The 18,436-nt window shown below is 64.2% G+C and carries 19 protein-coding genes; 13 read left to right on the forward strand and 6 right to left on the reverse strand.

Annotated elements, in window-relative coordinates:
* Positions 1-3,540, forward strand: a complete 3,540-nt coding sequence (locus ON32_RS03530) for a non-ribosomal peptide synthetase (RefSeq protein WP_040788842.1) — start codon at positions 1-3, stop codon at positions 3,538-3,540.
* Positions 3,541-3,709: 169 nt separating this feature from the next.
* Here ON32_RS03530 and ON32_RS03535 read toward each other — a convergent pair whose 3' ends face one another.
* Positions 3,710-4,336: a GNAT family N-acetyltransferase gene (locus ON32_RS03535; protein ID WP_051132811.1), complete on the reverse strand. Its 627-nt coding sequence runs from the start codon at positions 4,334-4,336 to the stop codon at positions 3,710-3,712.
* A gap of 319 nt (positions 4,337-4,655) precedes the next feature.
* Positions 4,656-5,633 (reverse strand): ABC transporter substrate-binding protein, encoded by a 978-nt coding sequence (locus ON32_RS03540; RefSeq protein WP_040788635.1) that lies wholly within the window; start codon positions 5,631-5,633, stop codon positions 4,656-4,658.
* Positions 5,634-5,827: 194 nt separating this feature from the next.
* Between ON32_RS03540 and ON32_RS03545 the strand changes: the two genes are divergently transcribed.
* Entirely contained in the window at positions 5,828-6,307 is a 480-nt protein-coding gene (locus ON32_RS03545) for a hypothetical protein (protein WP_040788637.1), read from the forward strand.
* 86 nt (positions 6,308-6,393) lie between these two features.
* On the opposite strand, the gene ON32_RS03550 is transcribed toward ON32_RS03545, so the two are convergent.
* Positions 6,394-8,430 carry a M13 family metallopeptidase gene (locus ON32_RS03550; protein ID WP_040788638.1) on the reverse strand — a complete coding sequence of 679 codons (2,037 nt, stop codon included), beginning with the start codon at positions 8,428-8,430 and terminating at the stop codon, positions 6,394-6,396.
* Positions 8,431-8,769: 339 nt separating this feature from the next.
* On the opposite strand from ON32_RS03550, the gene rplN reads away from it, so the two are divergent.
* The 8 genes from rplN to ON32_RS03590 all read left to right on the forward strand — a co-directional run bounded on the left by rplN (position 8,770) and on the right by ON32_RS03590 (position 14,044).
* Positions 8,770-9,138 (forward strand): 50S ribosomal protein L14, encoded by a 369-nt coding sequence (gene rplN, locus ON32_RS03555; protein WP_014349098.1) that lies wholly within the window; start codon positions 8,770-8,772, stop codon positions 9,136-9,138.
* A gap of 1 nt (position 9,139) precedes the next feature.
* The gene (gene rplX, locus ON32_RS03560) at positions 9,140-9,457 is read left to right on the forward strand and encodes a 50S ribosomal protein L24 (protein WP_040788639.1); all 318 of its coding nucleotides are present in this window, start codon (positions 9,140-9,142) and stop codon (positions 9,455-9,457) included.
* A 1-nt stretch (position 9,458) separates the two neighbouring features.
* Complete coding sequence (gene rplE / locus ON32_RS03565; RefSeq protein ID WP_040788640.1) at positions 9,459-10,022, forward strand: 50S ribosomal protein L5; 564 nt, start codon at positions 9,459-9,461, stop codon at positions 10,020-10,022.
* A gap of 4 nt (positions 10,023-10,026) precedes the next feature.
* Positions 10,027-10,212 carry a type Z 30S ribosomal protein S14 gene (locus tag ON32_RS03570; RefSeq protein ID WP_040788641.1) on the forward strand — a complete coding sequence of 62 codons (186 nt, stop codon included), beginning with the start codon at positions 10,027-10,029 and terminating at the stop codon, positions 10,210-10,212.
* Positions 10,213-10,541: 329 nt separating this feature from the next.
* Entirely contained in the window at positions 10,542-10,730 is a 189-nt protein-coding gene (locus ON32_RS03575; RefSeq protein WP_040788642.1) for a hypothetical protein, read from the forward strand.
* 82 nt (positions 10,731-10,812) lie between these two features.
* Positions 10,813-11,760, forward strand: coding sequence for a hypothetical protein (locus ON32_RS03580; RefSeq protein WP_040788643.1), 948 nt, complete (start codon positions 10,813-10,815; stop codon positions 11,758-11,760).
* Positions 11,761-12,228: 468 nt separating this feature from the next.
* A complete protein-coding gene (locus ON32_RS27540) occupies positions 12,229-13,500 on the forward strand; it encodes an alpha/beta hydrolase (RefSeq protein ID WP_083873963.1) in 1,272 nt (423 codons plus the stop codon).
* Between the two features lie 46 nt (positions 13,501-13,546).
* Positions 13,547-14,044 (forward strand): hypothetical protein, encoded by a 498-nt coding sequence (locus ON32_RS03590; RefSeq protein ID WP_157224059.1) that lies wholly within the window; start codon positions 13,547-13,549, stop codon positions 14,042-14,044.
* 45 nt (positions 14,045-14,089) lie between these two features.
* Here ON32_RS03590 and ON32_RS26825 read toward each other — a convergent pair whose 3' ends face one another.
* On the reverse strand, positions 14,090-15,778 hold the full coding sequence (locus tag ON32_RS26825; protein ID WP_051132812.1) for a hypothetical protein: 1,689 nt from the start codon (positions 15,776-15,778) through the stop codon (positions 14,090-14,092).
* A gap of 288 nt (positions 15,779-16,066) precedes the next feature.
* On the opposite strand from ON32_RS26825, the gene ON32_RS28675 reads away from it, so the two are divergent.
* On the forward strand, positions 16,067-16,324 hold the full coding sequence (locus ON32_RS28675) for a hypothetical protein (RefSeq protein ID WP_157224060.1): 258 nt from the start codon (positions 16,067-16,069) through the stop codon (positions 16,322-16,324).
* 114 nt (positions 16,325-16,438) lie between these two features.
* Here the strand turns inward: ON32_RS28675 and ON32_RS03600 are convergent, their stop codons facing one another.
* The gene (locus ON32_RS03600; RefSeq protein WP_040788646.1) at positions 16,439-16,759 is read right to left on the reverse strand and encodes a hypothetical protein; all 321 of its coding nucleotides are present in this window, start codon (positions 16,757-16,759) and stop codon (positions 16,439-16,441) included.
* Positions 16,756-17,076, reverse strand: coding sequence for a helix-turn-helix domain-containing protein (locus tag ON32_RS29855; RefSeq protein ID WP_051132813.1), 321 nt, complete (start codon positions 17,074-17,076; stop codon positions 16,756-16,758). The genes ON32_RS03600 and ON32_RS29855 overlap by 4 nt, the downstream gene beginning before the upstream one ends.
* A 437-nt stretch (positions 17,077-17,513) precedes the next feature.
* On the opposite strand from ON32_RS29855, the gene ON32_RS03610 reads away from it, so the two are divergent.
* The gene (locus tag ON32_RS03610; protein WP_157224061.1) at positions 17,514-17,861 is read left to right on the forward strand and encodes a hypothetical protein; all 348 of its coding nucleotides are present in this window, start codon (positions 17,514-17,516) and stop codon (positions 17,859-17,861) included.
* Positions 17,862-17,915: 54 nt separating this feature from the next.
* The gene (locus ON32_RS03615) at positions 17,916-18,425 is read left to right on the forward strand and encodes a YbaB/EbfC family nucleoid-associated protein (RefSeq protein WP_157224062.1); all 510 of its coding nucleotides are present in this window, start codon (positions 17,916-17,918) and stop codon (positions 18,423-18,425) included.
* The last annotated feature ends 11 nt before the right edge of the window (positions 18,426-18,436 follow it).

Raw genomic sequence — 18,436 nt, forward strand, 5'->3', positions numbered from 1 at the left:
ATGCAGTCGGCACAGCGGCCCGGCGCCGAGTCGGAGCCAATCGGCAAGGAGGAAATCCGTGCCGCGGTGGCGCGCCAACTGGGTCTTGCCCCCACGGATATCTCCGATACGGACGACCTCATCCAGTTGGGCCTGGATTCCATCCGGACGATGAAACTGGCCGGTGGATGGCGCAAGAAGGGGTTCGACGTCAACTTCGCCCAGCTCGCCGCCACGCCCACGGTCGCCGCCTGGTTCGAGGCGCTCGCCGGTTCCGTCGCGGCGGAACCGGAACCCGAGCGGTCCCGCCCCGGTTCGGATCGGGAGGCAGTCACGGCAGACGGCGCCGTCGAGACCACGGACGCGGAGCCGGACGACGAATACGCGCCGTTTCCCCTGGCGACCATGCAACACGCCTACTGGATCGGCCGCTCCGACGAGCAGGAACTCGGTGGCGTCGCCGCACACCTGTACGTGGAGTTCGACGGTGGGCGGATCGATCCGTTGCGGTTGGAACAGGCCGTGGACCGGCTCGTGGCGGCGCATCCCATGCTGCGCACCAGGTTTCTCCCCGACGGTACCCAGCAGACCCTCCCCGCTCCGGGCCGCCCGGTATTCCGGGTTGTCGACCTGCGCGACCATTCGGATGCCGACGCCGAAGCCGAGCTGACTCGTCTGCGTGACGAGAAGACCCATCAGCGGCTCGCCGTGGAGGACGGACAGGTCATCGACATCACGCTCACCCTGCGTGACGCCGAGCGCACTCGACTGCACGTCGATGTGGACATGCTCGCCGGTGACGCCATGAGCTACCGCGTGCTCATCTCCGACCTTGCCGCTCTGTATCACGGCGCCGTTCTGCCCGAGCCCGGTTACAGCTATCGCCGCTATCGGCTCGAACACACCGTCGATCCGCGGGCACACGCGCGCGACCGACAGTGGTGGCAACAACGGCTGCCCGAACTACCGGGAGCCCCCGAACTGCCGACCGTGTCCGTGGGGGAACGCGGTGCCGCGCAGCGCACCGTGCGGTACGACCACTGGCTCGCACCGGAAGCCAAACAGCGGTTGCTCGCCGCCGCGCACGAACGGGGAATCACCCCCGCGACCGCGCTGGCCGCGGTATTCGCCGAAACCATCGGCGGATGGTCGGCGCAGAGCAAATTCCTGTTGAACGTGCCGCTGTTTCATCGGGAGCCGGTGCATCCGGACATCGATAGAGTGATCGGCGATTTCACCTCGTCGATCATGCTCGAAGTCGATCTCACCGAGAATCTGACCGTCGCCGAGCGGGCCCGGGCATTGCAGCGCACCATGCACGAAAGCGGCGCCCACACGGCCTATTCGGGGCTCGAGGTATTGCGCGATCTCGGGCGGTACCGCGGCGAGCCGGTGCTGGCCCCCATCGTGTACACCAGTGCGCTGAATCTGGGGGAGCTGTTCGCCGATCAGGTCACCGACACCTTCGGCGAACCGGTCTGGATCATCTCCCAAGGCCCCCAGGTGCTGTTGGACGCGCAGGTCACCGAGGTTCGTGGCGGTCTGCTGCTGAACTGGGACGTCCGGGCGTCGGCCTTCCCCGCCGGCCTGGTCGAGGCGATGTTCGAGCGCTACACCGCGGCCGTCGAACGGCTCGGGGAGAGCGAGGCCGGATGGAACGCCGAGTCCGCGGCGCGGTTGCCCGCGGCACAGGCCGCGGTGCGCGCGGCGGTCGATGCGACCGATGGTCCGGTCAGTGGTCGACGCCTGCACCAGGGGTTCTTCGAACACGCCGCCACCCATCCGGACGCGCCCGCGATGGTGTGGGGGCTCGACTCGGAGCAGGGGCAGCGGACCTACGGGAGCCTGGCCGCCGAGGCACTGGCCATTGCCGGGGCCCTGCATGCCGCCGGTGTGCGGGTGGGCGACGCGGTGGCGGTGCAGTTGCCGAAGGGACCGGATCAGATCCCGGCGGTCCTGGGGGTGCTCGCCGCGGGCGCCACCTATGTGCCGATCGGTTTCGACCAGCCGGTCCGTCGCCGGGCGGAGATCCTGCGCACCGCCGAGGTGAGCGCGGCTCTCACCATCACGGGCGCCGATATGGGCGCGGCCTTCCCCTGCCTCCCGATCGACGAGGCCCGCACCCACGAGCCATTGGCGGCTCCGGTGTACCCGGATGCCGAGGCCATCGCCTACATTCTGTTCACCTCCGGCTCGACCGGGGTGCCCAAGGGCGTCGATGTCTCGCACGGTGCGGCCATGAACACCATCGATGCGCTCAACGATCACTTCGCCGTCGGTCCCGCCGACCGCACCCTGGCATTGTCGGCACTGGAATTCGATCTGTCGGTCTACGACATCTTCGGCATGCTCTCGGTCGGTGGCGCGGTGGTCGCCGTCGGCGCCGAGGAACGGGCCGAGGCCACGACATGGGTACGGTTGCTGCGCACCCATCGGGCCACCGTGCTGAACTGCGTACCCGGCCTGTTGGACATGATCTTGCAGATCGGCGGGGACGATCTGGGTTCGCTGCGCGCGGTGTTGCTCGGCGGCGACTGGGTCGGCGCCGATCTCGCCCGTCGACTGGCCCGGCAGGCGCCGGGGTGTCGGTTCGCCGGTCTCGGCGGGGCGACCGAGGCGGCGATCCACAGCACTATTTGTGAGGTCGAGGGTGATCCGCCGAGCGAATGGGCGACGATTCCCTTCGGGGTGCCGCTGCGCAATGTGCGGTGTCGTGTGGTTTCACCGGCCGGTCGCGACTGTCCGGACTGGGTTCCCGGCGAATTGTGGATCGGCGGAGCGGGAGTCGCCGCCGGCTATCACAACGATCCGGAGCGCACCGCGCAACGTTTCGTGGAATACGACGGCCTGCGCTGGTATCGAACCGGCGATATGGCCCGATATTGGCCGGACGGCACCATCGAATTCCTCGGCCGGGCCGATCATCAGGTGCAGATCCGTGGTTACCGTGTCGAGTTGGGGGAAGTGGAGAGCGCGTTGCGCACGGTGCCCGGTGTGCGGCACGCGGTCGCGGCCGTGATCGGTGACCGGTCCCCGGTGCTCGCCGCCGCCGTTGCCGGCGACCCGCAGGGCCTCGGGGATATAACCGCCGCGCTCGCGGAATTGTTGCCCGCCTACATGATTCCGACAACCGTTCGGTATCTGGAGCAGATGCCGCTCACCCCCAACGGCAAGCTGGATCGGCGGGCGGTTGTCGGCCTGCTCGGGTCCGGTGCGCCGGACACGCGGGACGACGCACCGCGCGACGAGTTGGAGGCGGCGCTGGTCGATATCGTCGGCTCTGTCCTCGATATCGATACGGTGGGGGTGTACGACGACTTCTTCGCCCTCGGTGGGGATTCGGTGCTCGCCACCGCCGTTGTCGCCCAGGTGCGGGAGTGGCTCGATGTCGATCATGCTCTGGTCGCGGACCTGTTCGCGACCCGTACCGTCGCCGGTTTCGCGGCGAGACTGAACGCCCGGGAGGCGGAGCGTGGAACCCCTGGTCGGTTGCTCGCCGTGGCAAAACTGTATTTGGAGGTCGCGGGGATGAGCGACGAGGAGATCATGACCCAGACGTGAACGACGGGGCGGCGGCCACCGGGGTATCGTGGCCGCCGTCTCGGTTCCCGAAGCGCGGCGGGCCCGCGTCGACGTACGGGTGTGCGCGGGACCGCTCGATACCGCTGCGGTCGCCGCGACGCCGTCGGATCATCGGTGCAGAGTGCGATATGTGGCTGTGGATTCCGGTTTACACCGCTATGTCGCGGTTTTGCCGATCCCGGAGCATGGCGTAGAGCCGGATGCGGCGGTCTTGCATCGGCCGCTCTCCGAGGAACTCGCAGCCCACCTGCTCACATAGCTTGTGCACGTTGATATTTCGGTGATCGGGGTCGAAGACGACTCGTTCACAGTGTGGATCGTTGGCGAACAGGCTCGCGATGAGACGCGGCAGCAAATCCGTACCGATGCCGCGGTGTATGAGCCGAGGATCCGTGATCCCGGCATGGAGTCCCAGATCATGGGGGCGTGCCTCGAAAGTGGTGGCGACGATGTCCTGGGCCGGGCGGTATATCTCCAGATAGCCCATCGGTCGACCCTCGAGTTCGACAATGCAGGGGCGGGAGTAGTTTCCCTTGCGCTGCGCTGCCAGATTATCGTGCCACTGTTGCGCCGACCAGGCGCCGCGCTCCCAGGTTTCGACCATGTGGGGAAGTGACATCCACTCGGTGATGAGCGCCGGATCGTCACCGTCGGGATCCACGGGTCGAACGGAGAACGGCGCGTCGAGGCTCGGTATGGGCGGTTCGGGTGCGGCGAATACCTCGGGCGGCGGACCGGCGACTATCTGCCTGGAGATTATCGAGTCGAACTGCATGGCATCTCCTTGAAGAGTTGTTCGAGCGCATTGCGCAGGTGCTTCGCGGTCCACACCGTCACGGGTGTATTCGGGTTCCGGGGATGGGCCCGTACCGGGTCGGCGAAGTTCACGGCGAACCGCGCTCGCGCGGGACCTGGTCGGCTCATGGTGCGGCCGGCCCGTTGTGGTACCGGCTCCGTGGGCCGCCGTTGTCGCTCCTCGATCGTGCCGTATACCGCGGTCCGAAATTGTCGCTCGAAAGCTTAGCGCAGTATTAATAGGTTTGGCTAACCTACTTTTGGTATGGATGGGGCTCGTCGCCGTACCGACCGCCGCGTTACTTCGCGGCGGCGGCCAGCGCGGGGCGGAGCTTGTCGAGAATGTAGGGAAGCGACAGTGCCGTCGGCTGGTTGATCGCGCTGATATCGGTGTAGTCCAGGAAAACCACCGCGTTCTTCCGCACCGCGGGAAGATCTTCGTATCCGGGCAGCTTGCGGTATTGCCCGTCGAGACCATTGGCATATCCGGCGAGCAGCAGATCGACGGTCAGCTCACCGGCTCGTTCCGCGGACAGCGCGGCGCGTCCCATTGTGGCGGGCAGTGATCGGATGTGTTCCGGAATGCTCATGCCGAGCGAGGTGAAGAGTTCGGTCGAGCCGTCGTTCGGGTCGTTGAGAACCATCAACTGGGTCGGGCCCGCCAGGTAGGTGCTGGCGAAGGTCTTACCACGTAATCCCGGATACGCCTGGGCGAGAGCATCGATCCGGGCCTGGATGTCCTCGATCACCTTGGCGGCTTCGTCCTGTTTGCCCAACACCCGACCCAGTGCGGTGACCTGATCCTGCCAGGGGGTCACGGTATCGGGGGCGAGACCGGGCAGCGTCGGGGCGATCTTGGACAGTTTCTCGTAGGTGATGGGGTCGGCGACGAACGTATCGGCCAGGATCAGATCCGGCGCCAGCGCGGCAACCTGTTCGGGGATATCGCCGTGCATATCGATGGAGGTGGCCGCTTCCTTCGGATTCGGTTCCCACGGCGGGGTGCGCGATGCTCCGATCGCGACATTGTCGAGATAGCCGATCGGGGTGATACCCAGTGCCTGGACGGCATCGAGCCACTGATTGCCCAGGGCGACGATTCTCGTCGGTGTGCCCTCGACCACGGTCTCACCGTGGGCGTGGCCGATGGTGACCCCTGTGCCACTGCCGGTCGTGTCGTTCGTGGCGCCGCATCCGGCCAGTCCCAGGGCCAGCGCGGCGGCGAGAGCGATGAACACCGCTCGTAGCCCTCCGGGGGATCTCCGTACCACCTGCATCGTTACTTCCTCCTTCGCCGAGGCATCTCCTCGGAAGGGCGCCGGTGCTCCCCTCGAAAGGGCACCGGGGCCTGCCTCAGCATAGGACAGGCTTGGCTAACTTATGGCGGTAACCGGTGTGTGAACTGTACGGCCGACCAGACGGGTTTTTCCGGGGCTGTCGCCACCACGGCCGGCGACCTTAGTGTGCCTTCATGGTGTTCTCGGTGTTCTCGGTGTTCTCCACAACCACGCATCGCCTGTTCACTTCGCTGTTCGTGCTCGCGGCGGTTCTCCTCGGCCTGGTCGCCCTCGCTGCCCCGGCGAAAGCGGAAAGCATCGATTTCAGTCCCGTGACCACAGTGACCAGCGGTGGATGTATTGCGCGCCAGAATCTGCAGGCCCACGCCAGGGGTGAGACTCCGGGCACGGTGACCATCTCCGCGCCCCGCACCGAAACCGTCTTCGGTCTACCGGCCATCTCCGGCAACTGCGCGTTCCGGTTGACGCTGCGGTGGCACAACCTGAATACCGGGGCCACCGGGGTCAAGACCACGCGAATCGTGGTTCCCGACAGCTGCGACATCAGCTACTGCTTCGCCACGTGGGTGCAAACCGGACCGGGACGCGTCGTCGTGGACGCCACGACGGATCATCCGCATATCGCGGGACGCGCCGAGATCATCGTGCCCTGAACCGTCCCGCGCGGGACACCCCCTCGGTGGTCGGCGGTGTTCCCGCCGACCACCGACACGTCCGGGGATCTTCCGGACTCCGGTTCTCAGAAGGCGACCCGCTGCTCCGGCGGCAGGAACAATTTGTCGGTTTCCACCACCCCGAACGTCCGGTAGAACTCCTCGATATTGCGGACCACCTGATTGCACCGGAACTCGTCGGGGGAGTGGGTGTCGGAGGCGAGCAGCTGCTCGGTGACCTCCGGGGTCTGCTTACTGCGCCAGGTCCGAGCCCACGACAGGAACATGCTCCGGTAATCGGGCTCGTCGACCCCGGCGCGCTGTTCGGCGATCCGGAACGCGGCCAGGGCGATCTGCAGACCGCGCACATCGGCCAGGTTCTCGCCGACGGTGAGTTCACCGTTCACATGTTGTTCGGGGTCCAGCCCCTCGGGCACGAGTTCGTTGTACTGCTCGACCAGCTGCTGGGCCTTGGCCTCGAAGGCGGCCCGGTCCTCGGCGGCCCACCAGTCGCGACGGTTGCCGTCACCGTCGTACTTGGAGCCCTGGTCGTCGAAGCCGTGCCCGATCTCGTGGCCGATGATGGCGCCGACGCCGCCGTAGTTCACCGCCGATTCGGCGTCCTTGTCGAAGAACGGTGGTTGCAGGAAGGCGGCGGGGAAGACGATCTGATTGGTGGTGGCCGAATAGTAGGCGTTCACCGTCTGCGGTGACATGCCCCATTCGGACTTGTCCACCGGGGTGCCGAGGCGGTCGAATGAACGTTTCACTTCGAAATCGTTGATGGCGCGCAGGGATTCGATGAGTTTGCCGCGCGTGATCTTCAGTTTGGAATAGTCCACCCACTTGTCGGGGTAGCCGATCTTGGCCTCGATCTTGTCCAGTTTCTCGATCGAGGCCCGTCGGGTCGGCTCGGTCATCCACGACGAATTGGCGAAGTTCTCCCGGTAGGCCGCCATCAGATCGGCCACCATCTCCAGGGCACGGTCCTTGGCCTCGGGCGGGAAATGCTTCTCCACATACAGCTTGCCGAGCTGCTCACTCAGGTTCGAATTCACCGTCCCGACCGCCGACTTCCACAGCTCCGGGCGTTCCTGCTGACCCGCCATGAGCCGGCCGTTGAAATCGAAATTGGCGTCGGAAAATTCCTTCGGCAGATATTTGGCGTACTGCCGCAGCAGCTGCAGCTTCAAGAAATCACGCCAATCGGCGATATCGGTTTCGGCCCAGATCTTTCCGGCCTCGGTGATGAACGAGGGCTGGTGCACCACGAGCTCACCGAACAGATCCTTGGGTCGGTCGGTGATCGCCGCCAGCCACGGTTCCCAGTCGAATTGCGGCGCCAATGCCTTGGTCTGGTCCCAGGTGAGCCGGTTGTAGGTGGCGTCGGTATCGCGATTGCGCACATCGTCCCAGTGCGCGGCGGCTATCCGCTTCTCCAGATCCAGCTGGCGCCGCGCCACCCCGACCGGGTCGGGCATACCCGCGGCCTTGGCGACCCGCTCGGTGAAGGTCTGATAACCCGCCAACTGCTCGGCGTACTGGGGTTCGCGGTAGTACTGCTCGCTCAGACCGATACCGGCCTGTCCCATGGAGGCGATATAGCGGGTGGAGTCCTTGCGGTCGATTCCGACCCCGAACCCGATCAGCCCGGACAGCGGAAGTCGCCCCATCACCGCGGCCAGATCCGGCTTGGTCTTCGCCGCATCGATCTCGGCGAACATCCCCTCCAAGGGGGTCAGGCCCAGCCGTTCGATCTCGTCCAGGTCCATCCGGGCGTCGTACAGATCGCGGATCTGCTGCGCCTCCGAACCCGGCTCCGGGTCGGAAATGGATTCGATGATCTCGCGCAGCTGCTGCTGTACGCGCTCGCTCGCCTCGGAGAACGCGCCGTAGGAAACCTTGTCCGGCGGCAGCCGATACTCCTGCAGCCACTTGCCGTTGACATGCCGATAGAGGTCGTCCTGCGGACGCACTGCCGGATCGGAGCCGCTCATGTCGACCTTGTTCAGCGGCTTCTGTTCCTCCTTGCAGGAAACGAGCACCGCGGCCGCGGGCACCACGCCCAGCGCGACCAGGAACGCACGGCGATCCAATACGAAGGGGCGACCCGACGACGACACAGGATTTCCTCTCCCCGATGTGGTTTCTTCCCACACCCGTGTTCTCGGTGAACCAGCTCGCCCGAGGCTACCGGGGTGCGGAGCCGACGTCCGGTCAATCCTGGAGAGTGCCGCTCTCGGGTCGGCCGCGGCCGGGCCGATTTCTTTTCGACCAGGTCGTTCGCTTACACTGGACCGGTTGCCTGCGGGAGCTGTGCCCGCAATCCGGCCGCGAACCCCCAGCGGTTGATCCATCCGATCGAACGAAACCGCTGGCAGGCGCGCGTACGGGTGGCAGCAGACCATGCCCGTCGGGTCGGCAATCCGGCGTGCTTTTACGTCCAGGTCGAGGAGGCTGAAGTGATTCAGCAGGAGTCGCGACTGCGCGTCGCCGACAACACGGGTGCGAAGGAGATCCTCTGCATCCGGGTTCTCGGTGGCTCGTCGCGCCGCTATGCCGGTATCGGCGACGTGATCGTCGCCACTGTCAAGGACGCAATCCCCGGCGGCAACGTCAAACGGGGTGACGTCGTCAAGGCCGTCGTGGTACGTACCACCAAGGAACGGCGTCGTCCGGATGGTTCCTACATCCGTTTCGACGAGAATGCCGCCGTGCTCATCAAGGCGGACAACGACCCGCGCGGCACCCGCATCTTCGGGCCGGTCGGCCGCGAGCTGCGCGACAAGAAATTCATGAAGATCGTTTCGCTGGCCCCGGAGGTGCTCTGACATGAAGGTGCACAAGGGCGACACCGTGCTCGTCATCTCGGGCAAGGACAAGGGTGCCAAGGGCAAGGTCATCCAGGCCTACCCGAAGGAGAACCGGGTCCTCGTCGAGGGCGTGAACCGGATCAAGAAGCACGTCGCGAACTCGGCCAACCTGCGCGGCGCCTCCTCCGGCGGCATCGTGACCCAGGAAGCCCCCATCCACGTGTCCAACGTGATGGTCCTCGACTCCGACGGCAAGCCGACCCGCATCGGCTACCGGACCGACGAGGAGACCGGCAAGCGGGTCCGTATCTCCCGTCGCAACGGGAAGGACATCTGATATGACCACCACCGAGAAGATCCAGCCCCGGCTGAAGGTGCGCTACCGCGAGGAGATCCGCGACGCGCTCAACGCCGAGTTCAAGTACGCCAACGTCATGCAGATCCCGGGCGTGGTCAAGGTCGTCGTGAACATGGGTGTCGGCGACGCCGCCCGTGACGCGAAGCTGATCAACGGCGCGGTCGAGGATCTGGCCCTGATCACCGGTCAGAAGCCACAGATCCGCAAGGCCACCAAATCCATCGCCCAGTTCAAGCTGCGCGAGGGCATGCCGATCGGCGCCAAGGTCACCCTGCGCGGTGACCGCATGTGGGAGTTCCTGGACCGGCTGGTGTCCATCGCCCTGCCGCGTATTCGCGACTTCCGCGGTCTGTCGCCGAAGCAGTTCGACGGCAACGGCAACTACACCTTCGGTCTGAACGAGCAGTCGATGTTCCACGAGATCGACGTGGACAAGATCGACCGCCCGCGCGGTATGGACATCACCGTCGTCACCACCGCGACCAACAATGAAGAAGGCCGTGCCCTGCTGAAGCACCTCGGCTTCCCGTTCAAGGAGAACTAAAGCCATGGCGAAGAAAGCTTTGGTCAACAAGGCCAACCGGAAGCCGAAGTTCGCGGTCCGCGCCTACACCCGCTGCCAGCGCTGCGGCCGGCCGCACTCGGTGTTCCGCAAGTTCGGGCTGTGCCGCATCTGCCTGCGGGAGATGGCGCATCGGGGCGAGCTGCCCGGTGTGCACAAGAGCTCCTGGTGAGCCGACGCGGCGCATAGCGCTGCGGAATCAATAACGACGACAAGGACCCGGGCCCGAGGCCCGGGTCCTTGTCGTGCCGCCGACAGGTTGACGAAGCGCCGTTCGGCGCTGTCGGCGTCGGGAGCCGATCTCATTCGTGAGGGGATCGACCTCGTACTGCTGCGCATCCACATGGTGCGTCGCAGCAGGCCGGGGCCATCATTCGATTCGGGGTACCCGGGTTTCGCCACCAGTGAGTACCTGTTCGACGAAGCCTATGACCGTGCCACCGAGGCACACGAACGCGTCCGCGAGCTACTGTCCGTATCGGTGGCCGTCGTCTCGCGCCGGTGCTCGATGAGATCGACCGCCTGCCGATCGCGCGATTCGGTGAAGACCGCCGCGTTGCCGATCTCGTTCTCGACGAGCTGCTCACCTCGGCCGAGGAAGGCACCGTACTCATCCCGGCGGTCGATCGCGACGATATGCGAGTGGCCCAGCGGATGCTCGAATCCGTTGATATGACGGCCGATTCGTAACCATTTTCCTTTCACACCACTTGACTCGGGCGTTCGGTAGCGGTGACAGTGCTCCTGTGAGTGGTGACCTGGCCGGTCGGTAATGAAGGAGCGGTGGCCTGACGAGCTGATGCAACGGCTCCGTGATCTTCTGATCGAGTTGCATCGGCGTAGAGCGCAGGGCGAGTCCGACCGGATACGCCACAGTACGGGTGGCATGGTCGATATCGCGCACAGTGCCCGGGGCAGCGAAAACCTCGGTGCGCAAGAAGTTCGCGCTGCGATGAGTGAGGGCGGTATCGAGTCCTCGGTATCCGCACCGCCGCGGACCAGGACTCCGCTCACCGATCTTTCGCATATGCCCCCGCTGGGGGAGGTGGTCGACGGTGCGCTACGTGGTGACCTCGACGACCTCGAGCTCACGAGGGTGTTCGGGGGGTTGCGGCAACGCTACGGTCCCTTCCGGCTCGAGGACGCGAACGCCTGGTATGAACCGGTTTCGACACGGCCCGATGGCACCGTGCGCCCCGAAGGGGTCGGTTTCGAGGCCCGAATCGTCGATGACAACGGTGCCAATGCCGGCATAGTGATCTACGGTTTCGGCCGTGATTCCGATGGTGAACTGGTGGTCACCAATGATCTCACCGAGCTCAACGAGAATTTCCGAGGTAAGGGTTTCTCCACGGCATTCTCCGCCTCCACCGAGGAGTACTTTCGGCGGTCGGGAGTCGATCGGATGTTGGTGACCGCGAGTATGCGTGACGGGGGAGTCGCCTGGGCCAAGGCCGGATACGACTGGGATCTCGAACCCACCCGGCTCGCCAAAACCGTCGAGCGCATGCAGTCCCGAATCGATGAGGTGCTCGAAGGTGAGGAGGGCTTTCTCAGCGCCGCGGACATTGCCGTGCTCCGAGATATCAGAGCACGATTCGATGGACCGGTCGTCGGGTTTCCCTCTCCTCAGGAACTGGTGCTGCTCGCGGGAGACGACCCGAAACTCGGCGAAAAGCTGATGAGAGGGTCGTATTGGCATGGGATGAAGAAGCTGTGAAGATCCCCCCGGAAGAGTGTGAGTTCATCCGACCCCGATACCTGGCCCGATAGCGAGCGGCAGGAATTCGAGCGTCGACCACACCGGCCGGTCGAGAAGTGGAAGGCCCGTGCCCGTGATACATGCGGCAGCCGAGCACGGGGTCCGGTCCGTGCAACCGGCGATCACTTCGCCCGATCCATGGGGATCTCTCGTCGTCGCTGATCTCGTCCTCGACGACCTGGTCGAGGTGGATCTGGTCAGGCGTCGCCTCATCAACCGGCTCCTGGCACCGGACGAGAAAACGTTTACGCCATCCGGTTCTCACATTCACTCACACCCCGTTCCGCTGGGTCCTTCAAGGTGAACGAAACCATGTCGCACCTGTGATCTGGCATACTCGCTCGATGGTTCCTGTGCCTTCGGCTCCTGTGCTGTGGAGACTTGTCGGAGTCGGCCGTTCTCCCACACGGTCGGCGAGGGGATGATATGTGGAGTTCCGGGCGAGGGCAGCACGAGATCGATTCCTTCCTGGAAGATTTTCATCCCCCGATCCGGCAGGCGAGACTATTGGCTCGGCGGCTGGAGAAAATAGTCATGGAGATGGGCGAGGGGATCTCCGAAACGCTATATCGCAGAACTCTGAATGCGGTTATCCGCGGCAATTATGATTTTATTATTTCCGATAAGGATACTACTCGGGTGCTCCGAGAACTGCTGAAGCAGGAGCCGATCGAGCTCCCGCCGCGGTTCACACCTGCGCGTATCCGATTTCCGGTTCGATTGTCGGACGATCCATACCAACTCAGAGAACGATGGGGACAACTTTCCGAATCCCGTAAGGAAAAGCTATTTCTTCGAGATCCATTCCTCGGCAATCGTGATGGTATTCCTCAGGCGGACCGGGACAGGTACAACCGTCGCAATCTGGAGAATCTTCTGAAACAAGCCAGGGATTCGGGAGACGATAAGAGGTCCAATTATCTGGCAAGGGTGAAGAGAATTATCGAAAATCCGCGAGAAGGAGGGCCGCCGATTTATCTTTCCTACCTCGACAACGAAGGAAGGATTGCATTCTCTATGGACAATCCCGATTTCTCCGATAACAATGTTGTATTGTTGAAACCTGCCGTTCCAAGTTTTGACGATTTCGAATACTCTGTGCCGACCGCGGAAATGTTGCGAAACCTGGCGCAGCTCACCGATCCCAACGCCAGGACGTCGGTGACCTACTGGGGTGGTTACGATCAGCCCCAGTCCATGGTGCAGGCGATATTTCCGCATTTCGCCCGGGAAGGCGCCGACCGGGTGCGGGCGTACCACGAGGGTTTGCGGGCAACACACGAAGGGCCGCCCGCGCACACCACCACGGTCGGTCATTCCTACGGAAGTGTTCTCCTCGGTCATGCCGCCGGTCATGGAGCAACACTGAACACCGACGCTCTCCTGTTCATGGGTAGCTGGGGAACCGGCGTGAACCATGTCAGTGAGTTGAGTATCTCCGGGGTCGCTCCGGAGAATATGGGAAAATATGCATACGACATATTCTCTGCTGGTGACCACGTTCAAACCATGCCTGATACACACGGGCTACGCCCCGGGCATCCCGAATTCGGTGCCACAAAATTGGATCCCCCCTCGGGGCTTGGTGGTATTATAAACCGTTTCGAGCATAATTCATCGTTCTATCTCGATTCATCGAGCCCGGCTTCGGGAAATATCGGACTGATTATTACCGGACATGGTGACATGATTTCCTGATTTGCTCGGTTGGAGGTTATGGTAGAAGATGGAGACGGATGGTGGTATGAATTCAGAACAGACCCAGGCGGCGGCTCGGAAACAATTGTACGGATATTTTCGGCAGATGTTACGCGTGCTCCCGGTTGAATCGGCGTTGTCACTGGTGCATCCGGAGCTCCCGCAAGCGGGGCTACATCAGGGTGTCACCTTGCCTTACGAAGAAACCGCCACAGAAGTGGTCACGGAGTTTTTCGATATCTCGTATTGGATCACCGGCATCGCTCCGGATGTCGCCGATGAATACTTCGACCTCATCGTGCGCTCTTGGAGCAGGGATGGCTGGCCGACTCGAACGGACCGCACCGTGCGGCCACGTGCGGCCTACACCCGAACCCCGGACCGCTACGGGCTTTCGGTCCGGGAAAGTGTCAACGGCTACCTGAGCCTGTCCGGCTCGACTCCACCTTTCGCCCCTGGTACTCCGGAAGGTCCGCCGCCACCCCAACGCATCGAAAGAACCGAGACGAGATCCAGCAGAACGGGACCGTGGGCGCGGGACTAGATGGCTCCGGTTGCGGACCGTTGTCGACTCCGGGAAGGAAGTTGTTCAGCGTCCGACCGGAGTCCGGTCGGGGAGATGGGCGACCGTGGTTTCGATGGTCTCGGCACCATCACTGCCGGCCTGATCTCTGCTGCCGGCGGTGGATTCGGCGACAGGCGGCTGCTCGGTGTTCGGTTCGGGTTCGGTGAGCACCGGGAGCTGGAGGGTATCGGTAAGCTGCTGTCGGGGCGCGTCGGGCGGGGTGGGTTCGGGTTCTCGCTCGCCCGAAGGGTTTCCGTTCGTGGCCGGTGGTACCTGCTCCGGGTGCGGCGTGTGGCCGTCCCGCGCGGGCGTGCCATTCGGCGAGAGGGATACGGTGGCCGGTTTCGAGCCGTTGTTCCCGATCGGTTGGGTGGGCGCGTCGATCACAGCGGTTCGATTCCGTTGCGGTTCCGCCGGGGCACTTCGCGCGTTGTGCTGCGGTTGGTCGGGGGTCGCCGGAGGCCGAAGCTGTGCGCCGGACCGCAGCCGGTCCAGTGTTTCGCGCAATGCCGCCGCCAGCCGCGCGTCCAGCTCGGCCTCGGTCGGTCCGTGCTCATCGGGGTTCGACTCGAACGGGCCCGCCGGACGGCTCTGGGCGGTGGGAGCCGGCGGAGTCGTGGCCATGCCCAGTTCGGTATACAGCTGCTGCGGGTCGGTGATACGCACGGAGGACACCCGTGCCGGTTTGGCGGGGGACTCGGGTTGTCCGATGGGAGCGGTTTGTGCGGTTCCGGGGTTCGGGGGAGCGGTTTCGGCCCTGGGCCGCGGTGTCGGCGCAATGCCCGGATCCTGAGGCGAGCCATCGATGGTCGCGACCGTGGAACGGGCCGTTGACTCCTGTTCGGTGAGGATGCTCGGCAGGATCTGGTTCGCGGCATCGCCCACATGGGTGAGCGCGGCGAGTCTGGCCTGCAGGTCCTCGTGATCGGGGACCGCCGCCGTCGCCTGCTCGATGGCCCGTCCGTATCGTTCGGCGACGAGCCGATGGGTGACCAGGGCGACGCCGATCATGATCGGTGCGATCGCATGGATGCCGAAACCGGTCACATCACCGGTCTTCACATACGGGAAGGTGTTCAGGGTGATACTCGCGGTCAGCAGCACGCCTTCCACCGCGTAGATCTGCCACAGCTTGTCGATCACACCCCATTCGGCGGTGTCGGCGGTGGACAGCATCAGCGCGACCAGGACGGCGCTGATGAGCGCTTCCAAACCGTAGGACAGCCAGAACATCGGATTGGTCGCCCCACCGGCCGGGGCGATGTTCTGCTGCACGGTGACCGCGGAGAACACCATCGAGAACGCCACCACCCCGGCGAGCAGGCCCAGGACGCGGGGTTTGCGCTGGTGCAGCCGAGCCACCTTGGCGTGTGGACTGCTGCTGCGCCGTTGCTCGCCGATGGCCTGGGCAGCGCGCAACAGGTCGGCGGCTTCACGTTCGGCGAGCTCGGCCGCCGTGCGCCGCACTCGCTCGGCGGCATCGGCGGCGGCCTGGATGCGGGCCCGTTTCTCGTTACGTTCGTGCTCACGCACCAGCTCGGCCAATTCGCGGGACGCGGCGAGCTCCCGCTCCGACAATGCTTCCAGCAGCGCCGGATCGTCCTGGTGCGCCAGGCGCTCGTGGGCGATCTGCACCCTGTCGGGCAGGGCACCGGACACCAGATCGTCCACCGGGGCCTCGGAAGGCGCGGGGGTCGTGAAACGACGGAACATCAGCAACAAAACCTTTCTGATGATCGAGTGTTCCAGACTCGCTCGGCCACATTACATCCGGTGGGCTATGTTGATCTGTTCGTCATCGCTTCACAATCTGCGAAACCCGCTCGTACCAGGCGCGGAAGGTGGGTACTCGGCTTCGTCGGACAACGGGGTGAAGGGTCGTCGCCTTCGGCCGGGCACCGGGTTCGCCCCGCGACATCGCAGACCTCGACCACCGCTGCACCGGCGCCGTATGTGATGGGCCGAATACCGTGCTTGTTGTCGATGAGGAGTAAACCTGCGGTGAGTGAGGAGTTCGACACCGGTCACATGCTGTGGGAAGTCGTTTCACCGGGCACGGAGGCGATCACATCGCGGCGTCGTCTGTCGGACCACCCGATTCTCCACCGGATGGTCACTGTGGGTGATCCTCCCAGCGAAGAACTCGCCGAATCTTTTGCTGGACAATGGCTTATCTCGACTCAACAGGAGGATGCAGGGTATGGGCATGTCGACGGCTCTTCGGTATCCACTGTTCCGGTGAGTACGGTGTTCCGGTGAGCATGGTGTTCCGGTGAGCATGGTGGCCGGAACCGGATCGTCCTTGTTCGGCGTGCCGCCGAACCGCGGCCTCGTCGCGAGACCACGGTATCGGGTCGGCGAATCGGACTCGTACTAGCCCGCTTTGGCCGACCAGCCGTAATGCTGCGCGAAGGTATGCGGGGCCACGACCGCGACGGGCGCACCCGTGCAGTCGCCGGTCGCGTATACCAGGAAGTTGCGCGAGCTGCGATTATCGATCCGGATATCGCGTGCGAAGCCACTGGCCCAGCACGAGTCCGGTTCGCTCAGTTCCAATGTGTTGTCGATGATCACCACTTCACGTCCGTCTTCGATACCGGAGGAACCGGTGGGGAAGGCGGAGGCGGCGGGGGCTGCCACCGCCATTGCGGCGAGGGCGAGAGTTGCCGGCAGCGAAATCTTTCCGAGTTTCACCCGTGGATGCTATAGGTCGCGTCCTCGGTTGTCGGCCCGCAGGTAGGTGAGCACCGCGAGGCGCGGCGATGATCGTCGGGTTCCGGTTGTAGTCCGATTGTGACGAAGATACCGAGTACATGGGTTTCGACCGTGCGTTCACCGAGGAACAACGCCGCGCCGATTGCGCGGTTGTATCGTCCCTCGGCCATGAGTCGCGGGACCTCTCGTTCCCGGGCGGAGAGCCGGTCGAGCGGTGGTCGCTCGTGGTGGGGTCGGGAGACCGGGCGGCCGACCAGGTCGAGGACGCTGCCGGTCTCGATGTATTGCGACAGCAACAGCGCCGTGGTAGCGGGGAATTCACGGCGAATGGCGAGCGCGGCCTCGATACCTTCGGTTGTGCAGGCGGGGGCATCCGGATGTCCACGACCGCGATATCGGGACGATGCGCGCGGATCGAGTGCAGTAGTGCCGTCGCGTCGTCGGCCCGTCCGACCACCTCCATACCCACGTCCTCGAGCAGGCGGGCTATGCCCTTTCGAAGCCCTCTCGGAGCCCTTTAGAAGCCCTCTCGGAGCAGTACCCGTCCGGCGTCCCTGGATGTGCTCGGCGGAGGGCAGAATAGTGGCCGTATTGATATCGGTGCTGATCGGGCCTTGTTTTCTCCACGCTGGGAAAGAGGGATGTCCGGGCGGTGTCAAGATGAGATGCGGCTCTGGTCGGATTCGATGCTGCGCAAGGGTTCTGTCGTGGTGCGAGGGATGAAGTGGGCGAGATGGCCGAAGATGTATTGGACTTCGAAGCAGAGCACGCGGCGGCCATCGCGAGCAAGGTGGATGCCGTAGCCGATCGAATCAGGGCCGTGCTCGACACGATGGTGGCGGAGGAATCGGCCCTGTGGGGATGTTGGGGTACGGGAAGGACCGGGAAGAAATTCGCACACGGCGACGGTGACAACGGTTATATCGAGACATCGAAACACAATCGCGAGGTCATCGAATCCAAGATCGACTTTCTCAGTGGGGACGAGGGTTATTCACCCGAATTCCGTATGGCCGCCCGCATCCTCACCCAGGTGGAGCTCGCCAATAGCCGCACTATCGTGCGCTCGGTCGTCGTGTGACCGCCGAAAGGGCGAGCTCGTGGGCTGGTGGCCGGGACCGGGAGAAAGGCCGAGATGACCGACAACGAGATATCGATGGCGCAGTTGACGGATATGTTCGAGTCCGTACAGGCCGGTATGAAATCGCTCGAAGAGATGCAGCGGAAGTGGGCGTTGCTGACTGCGACAGGGTTCGCTGCGCGCAAGCGTGTCTCGGTATCGGTCAATGCCGAAGGAGAGGTCATCGAAACCCGGTTCGCCGACGATATCGGTGAGCTCGACTACACCGAGATCGCGAAAGCCGTCACCGAGGCCGCTCGGGCCGCGATGGCGGAATTGCGCGGTAAAACGGCCGCGCTTATGGCGTTGCCGGCCGAACACGACTCCCGGATTCCCACATTCGCCGAACTCGCCCCCGAGGCCCCGGACCTCATGGGGCTCGTTCCGGAGCCGCCACGGGTCTCGACCGCGCCGCCGGGTGCGCCGGAACGTCGTATGGCGGAGTCCGAAGCCATGGAATTCTCCGATACCGAACAGCTCGAGGACGGTACTTCGAGCTCCGGGGTGCTCGACCCCTCCTGGTGATGTGTTTCGGG

Origin of the sequence: Nocardia paucivorans NBRC 100373, from assembly GCF_000308675.1 — a bacterium.
Classification (GTDB): Bacteria; Actinomycetota; Actinomycetes; order Mycobacteriales; family Mycobacteriaceae; genus Nocardia; species Nocardia paucivorans.

Coding starts and splice junctions, on each gene's coding strand:
- rplE (WP_040788640.1), top strand. CDS start 9,459: ATGACCACCACCGAGAAGATCCAGCCCCGGCTGAAGGTGCGCTACCGC.
- ON32_RS26825 (WP_051132812.1), bottom strand. CDS start 15,778: ATGTTCCGTCGTTTCACGACCCCCGCGCCTTCCGAGGCCCCGGTGGAC.
- ON32_RS03615 (WP_157224062.1), top strand. CDS start 17,916: ATGACCGACAACGAGATATCGATGGCGCAGTTGACGGATATGTTCGAG.
- ON32_RS27540 (WP_083873963.1), top strand. CDS start 12,229: ATGTGGAGTTCCGGGCGAGGGCAGCACGAGATCGATTCCTTCCTGGAA.
- ON32_RS03540 (WP_040788635.1), bottom strand. CDS start 5,633: ATGCAGGTGGTACGGAGATCCCCCGGAGGGCTACGAGCGGTGTTCATC.
- ON32_RS03590 (WP_157224059.1), top strand. CDS start 13,547: ATGAATTCAGAACAGACCCAGGCGGCGGCTCGGAAACAATTGTACGGA.
- ON32_RS03570 (WP_040788641.1), top strand. CDS start 10,027: ATGGCGAAGAAAGCTTTGGTCAACAAGGCCAACCGGAAGCCGAAGTTC.
- ON32_RS03545 (WP_040788637.1), top strand. CDS start 5,828: ATGGTGTTCTCGGTGTTCTCGGTGTTCTCCACAACCACGCATCGCCTG.
- ON32_RS03580 (WP_040788643.1), top strand. CDS start 10,813: ATGAAGGAGCGGTGGCCTGACGAGCTGATGCAACGGCTCCGTGATCTT.
- ON32_RS03610 (WP_157224061.1), top strand. CDS start 17,514: ATGGCCGAAGATGTATTGGACTTCGAAGCAGAGCACGCGGCGGCCATC.
- rplX (WP_040788639.1), top strand. CDS start 9,140: ATGAAGGTGCACAAGGGCGACACCGTGCTCGTCATCTCGGGCAAGGAC.
- ON32_RS03530 (WP_040788842.1), top strand. CDS start 1: ATGCAGTCGGCACAGCGGCCCGGCGCCGAGTCGGAGCCAATCGGCAAG.
- ON32_RS03535 (WP_051132811.1), bottom strand. CDS start 4,336: ATGCAGTTCGACTCGATAATCTCCAGGCAGATAGTCGCCGGTCCGCCG.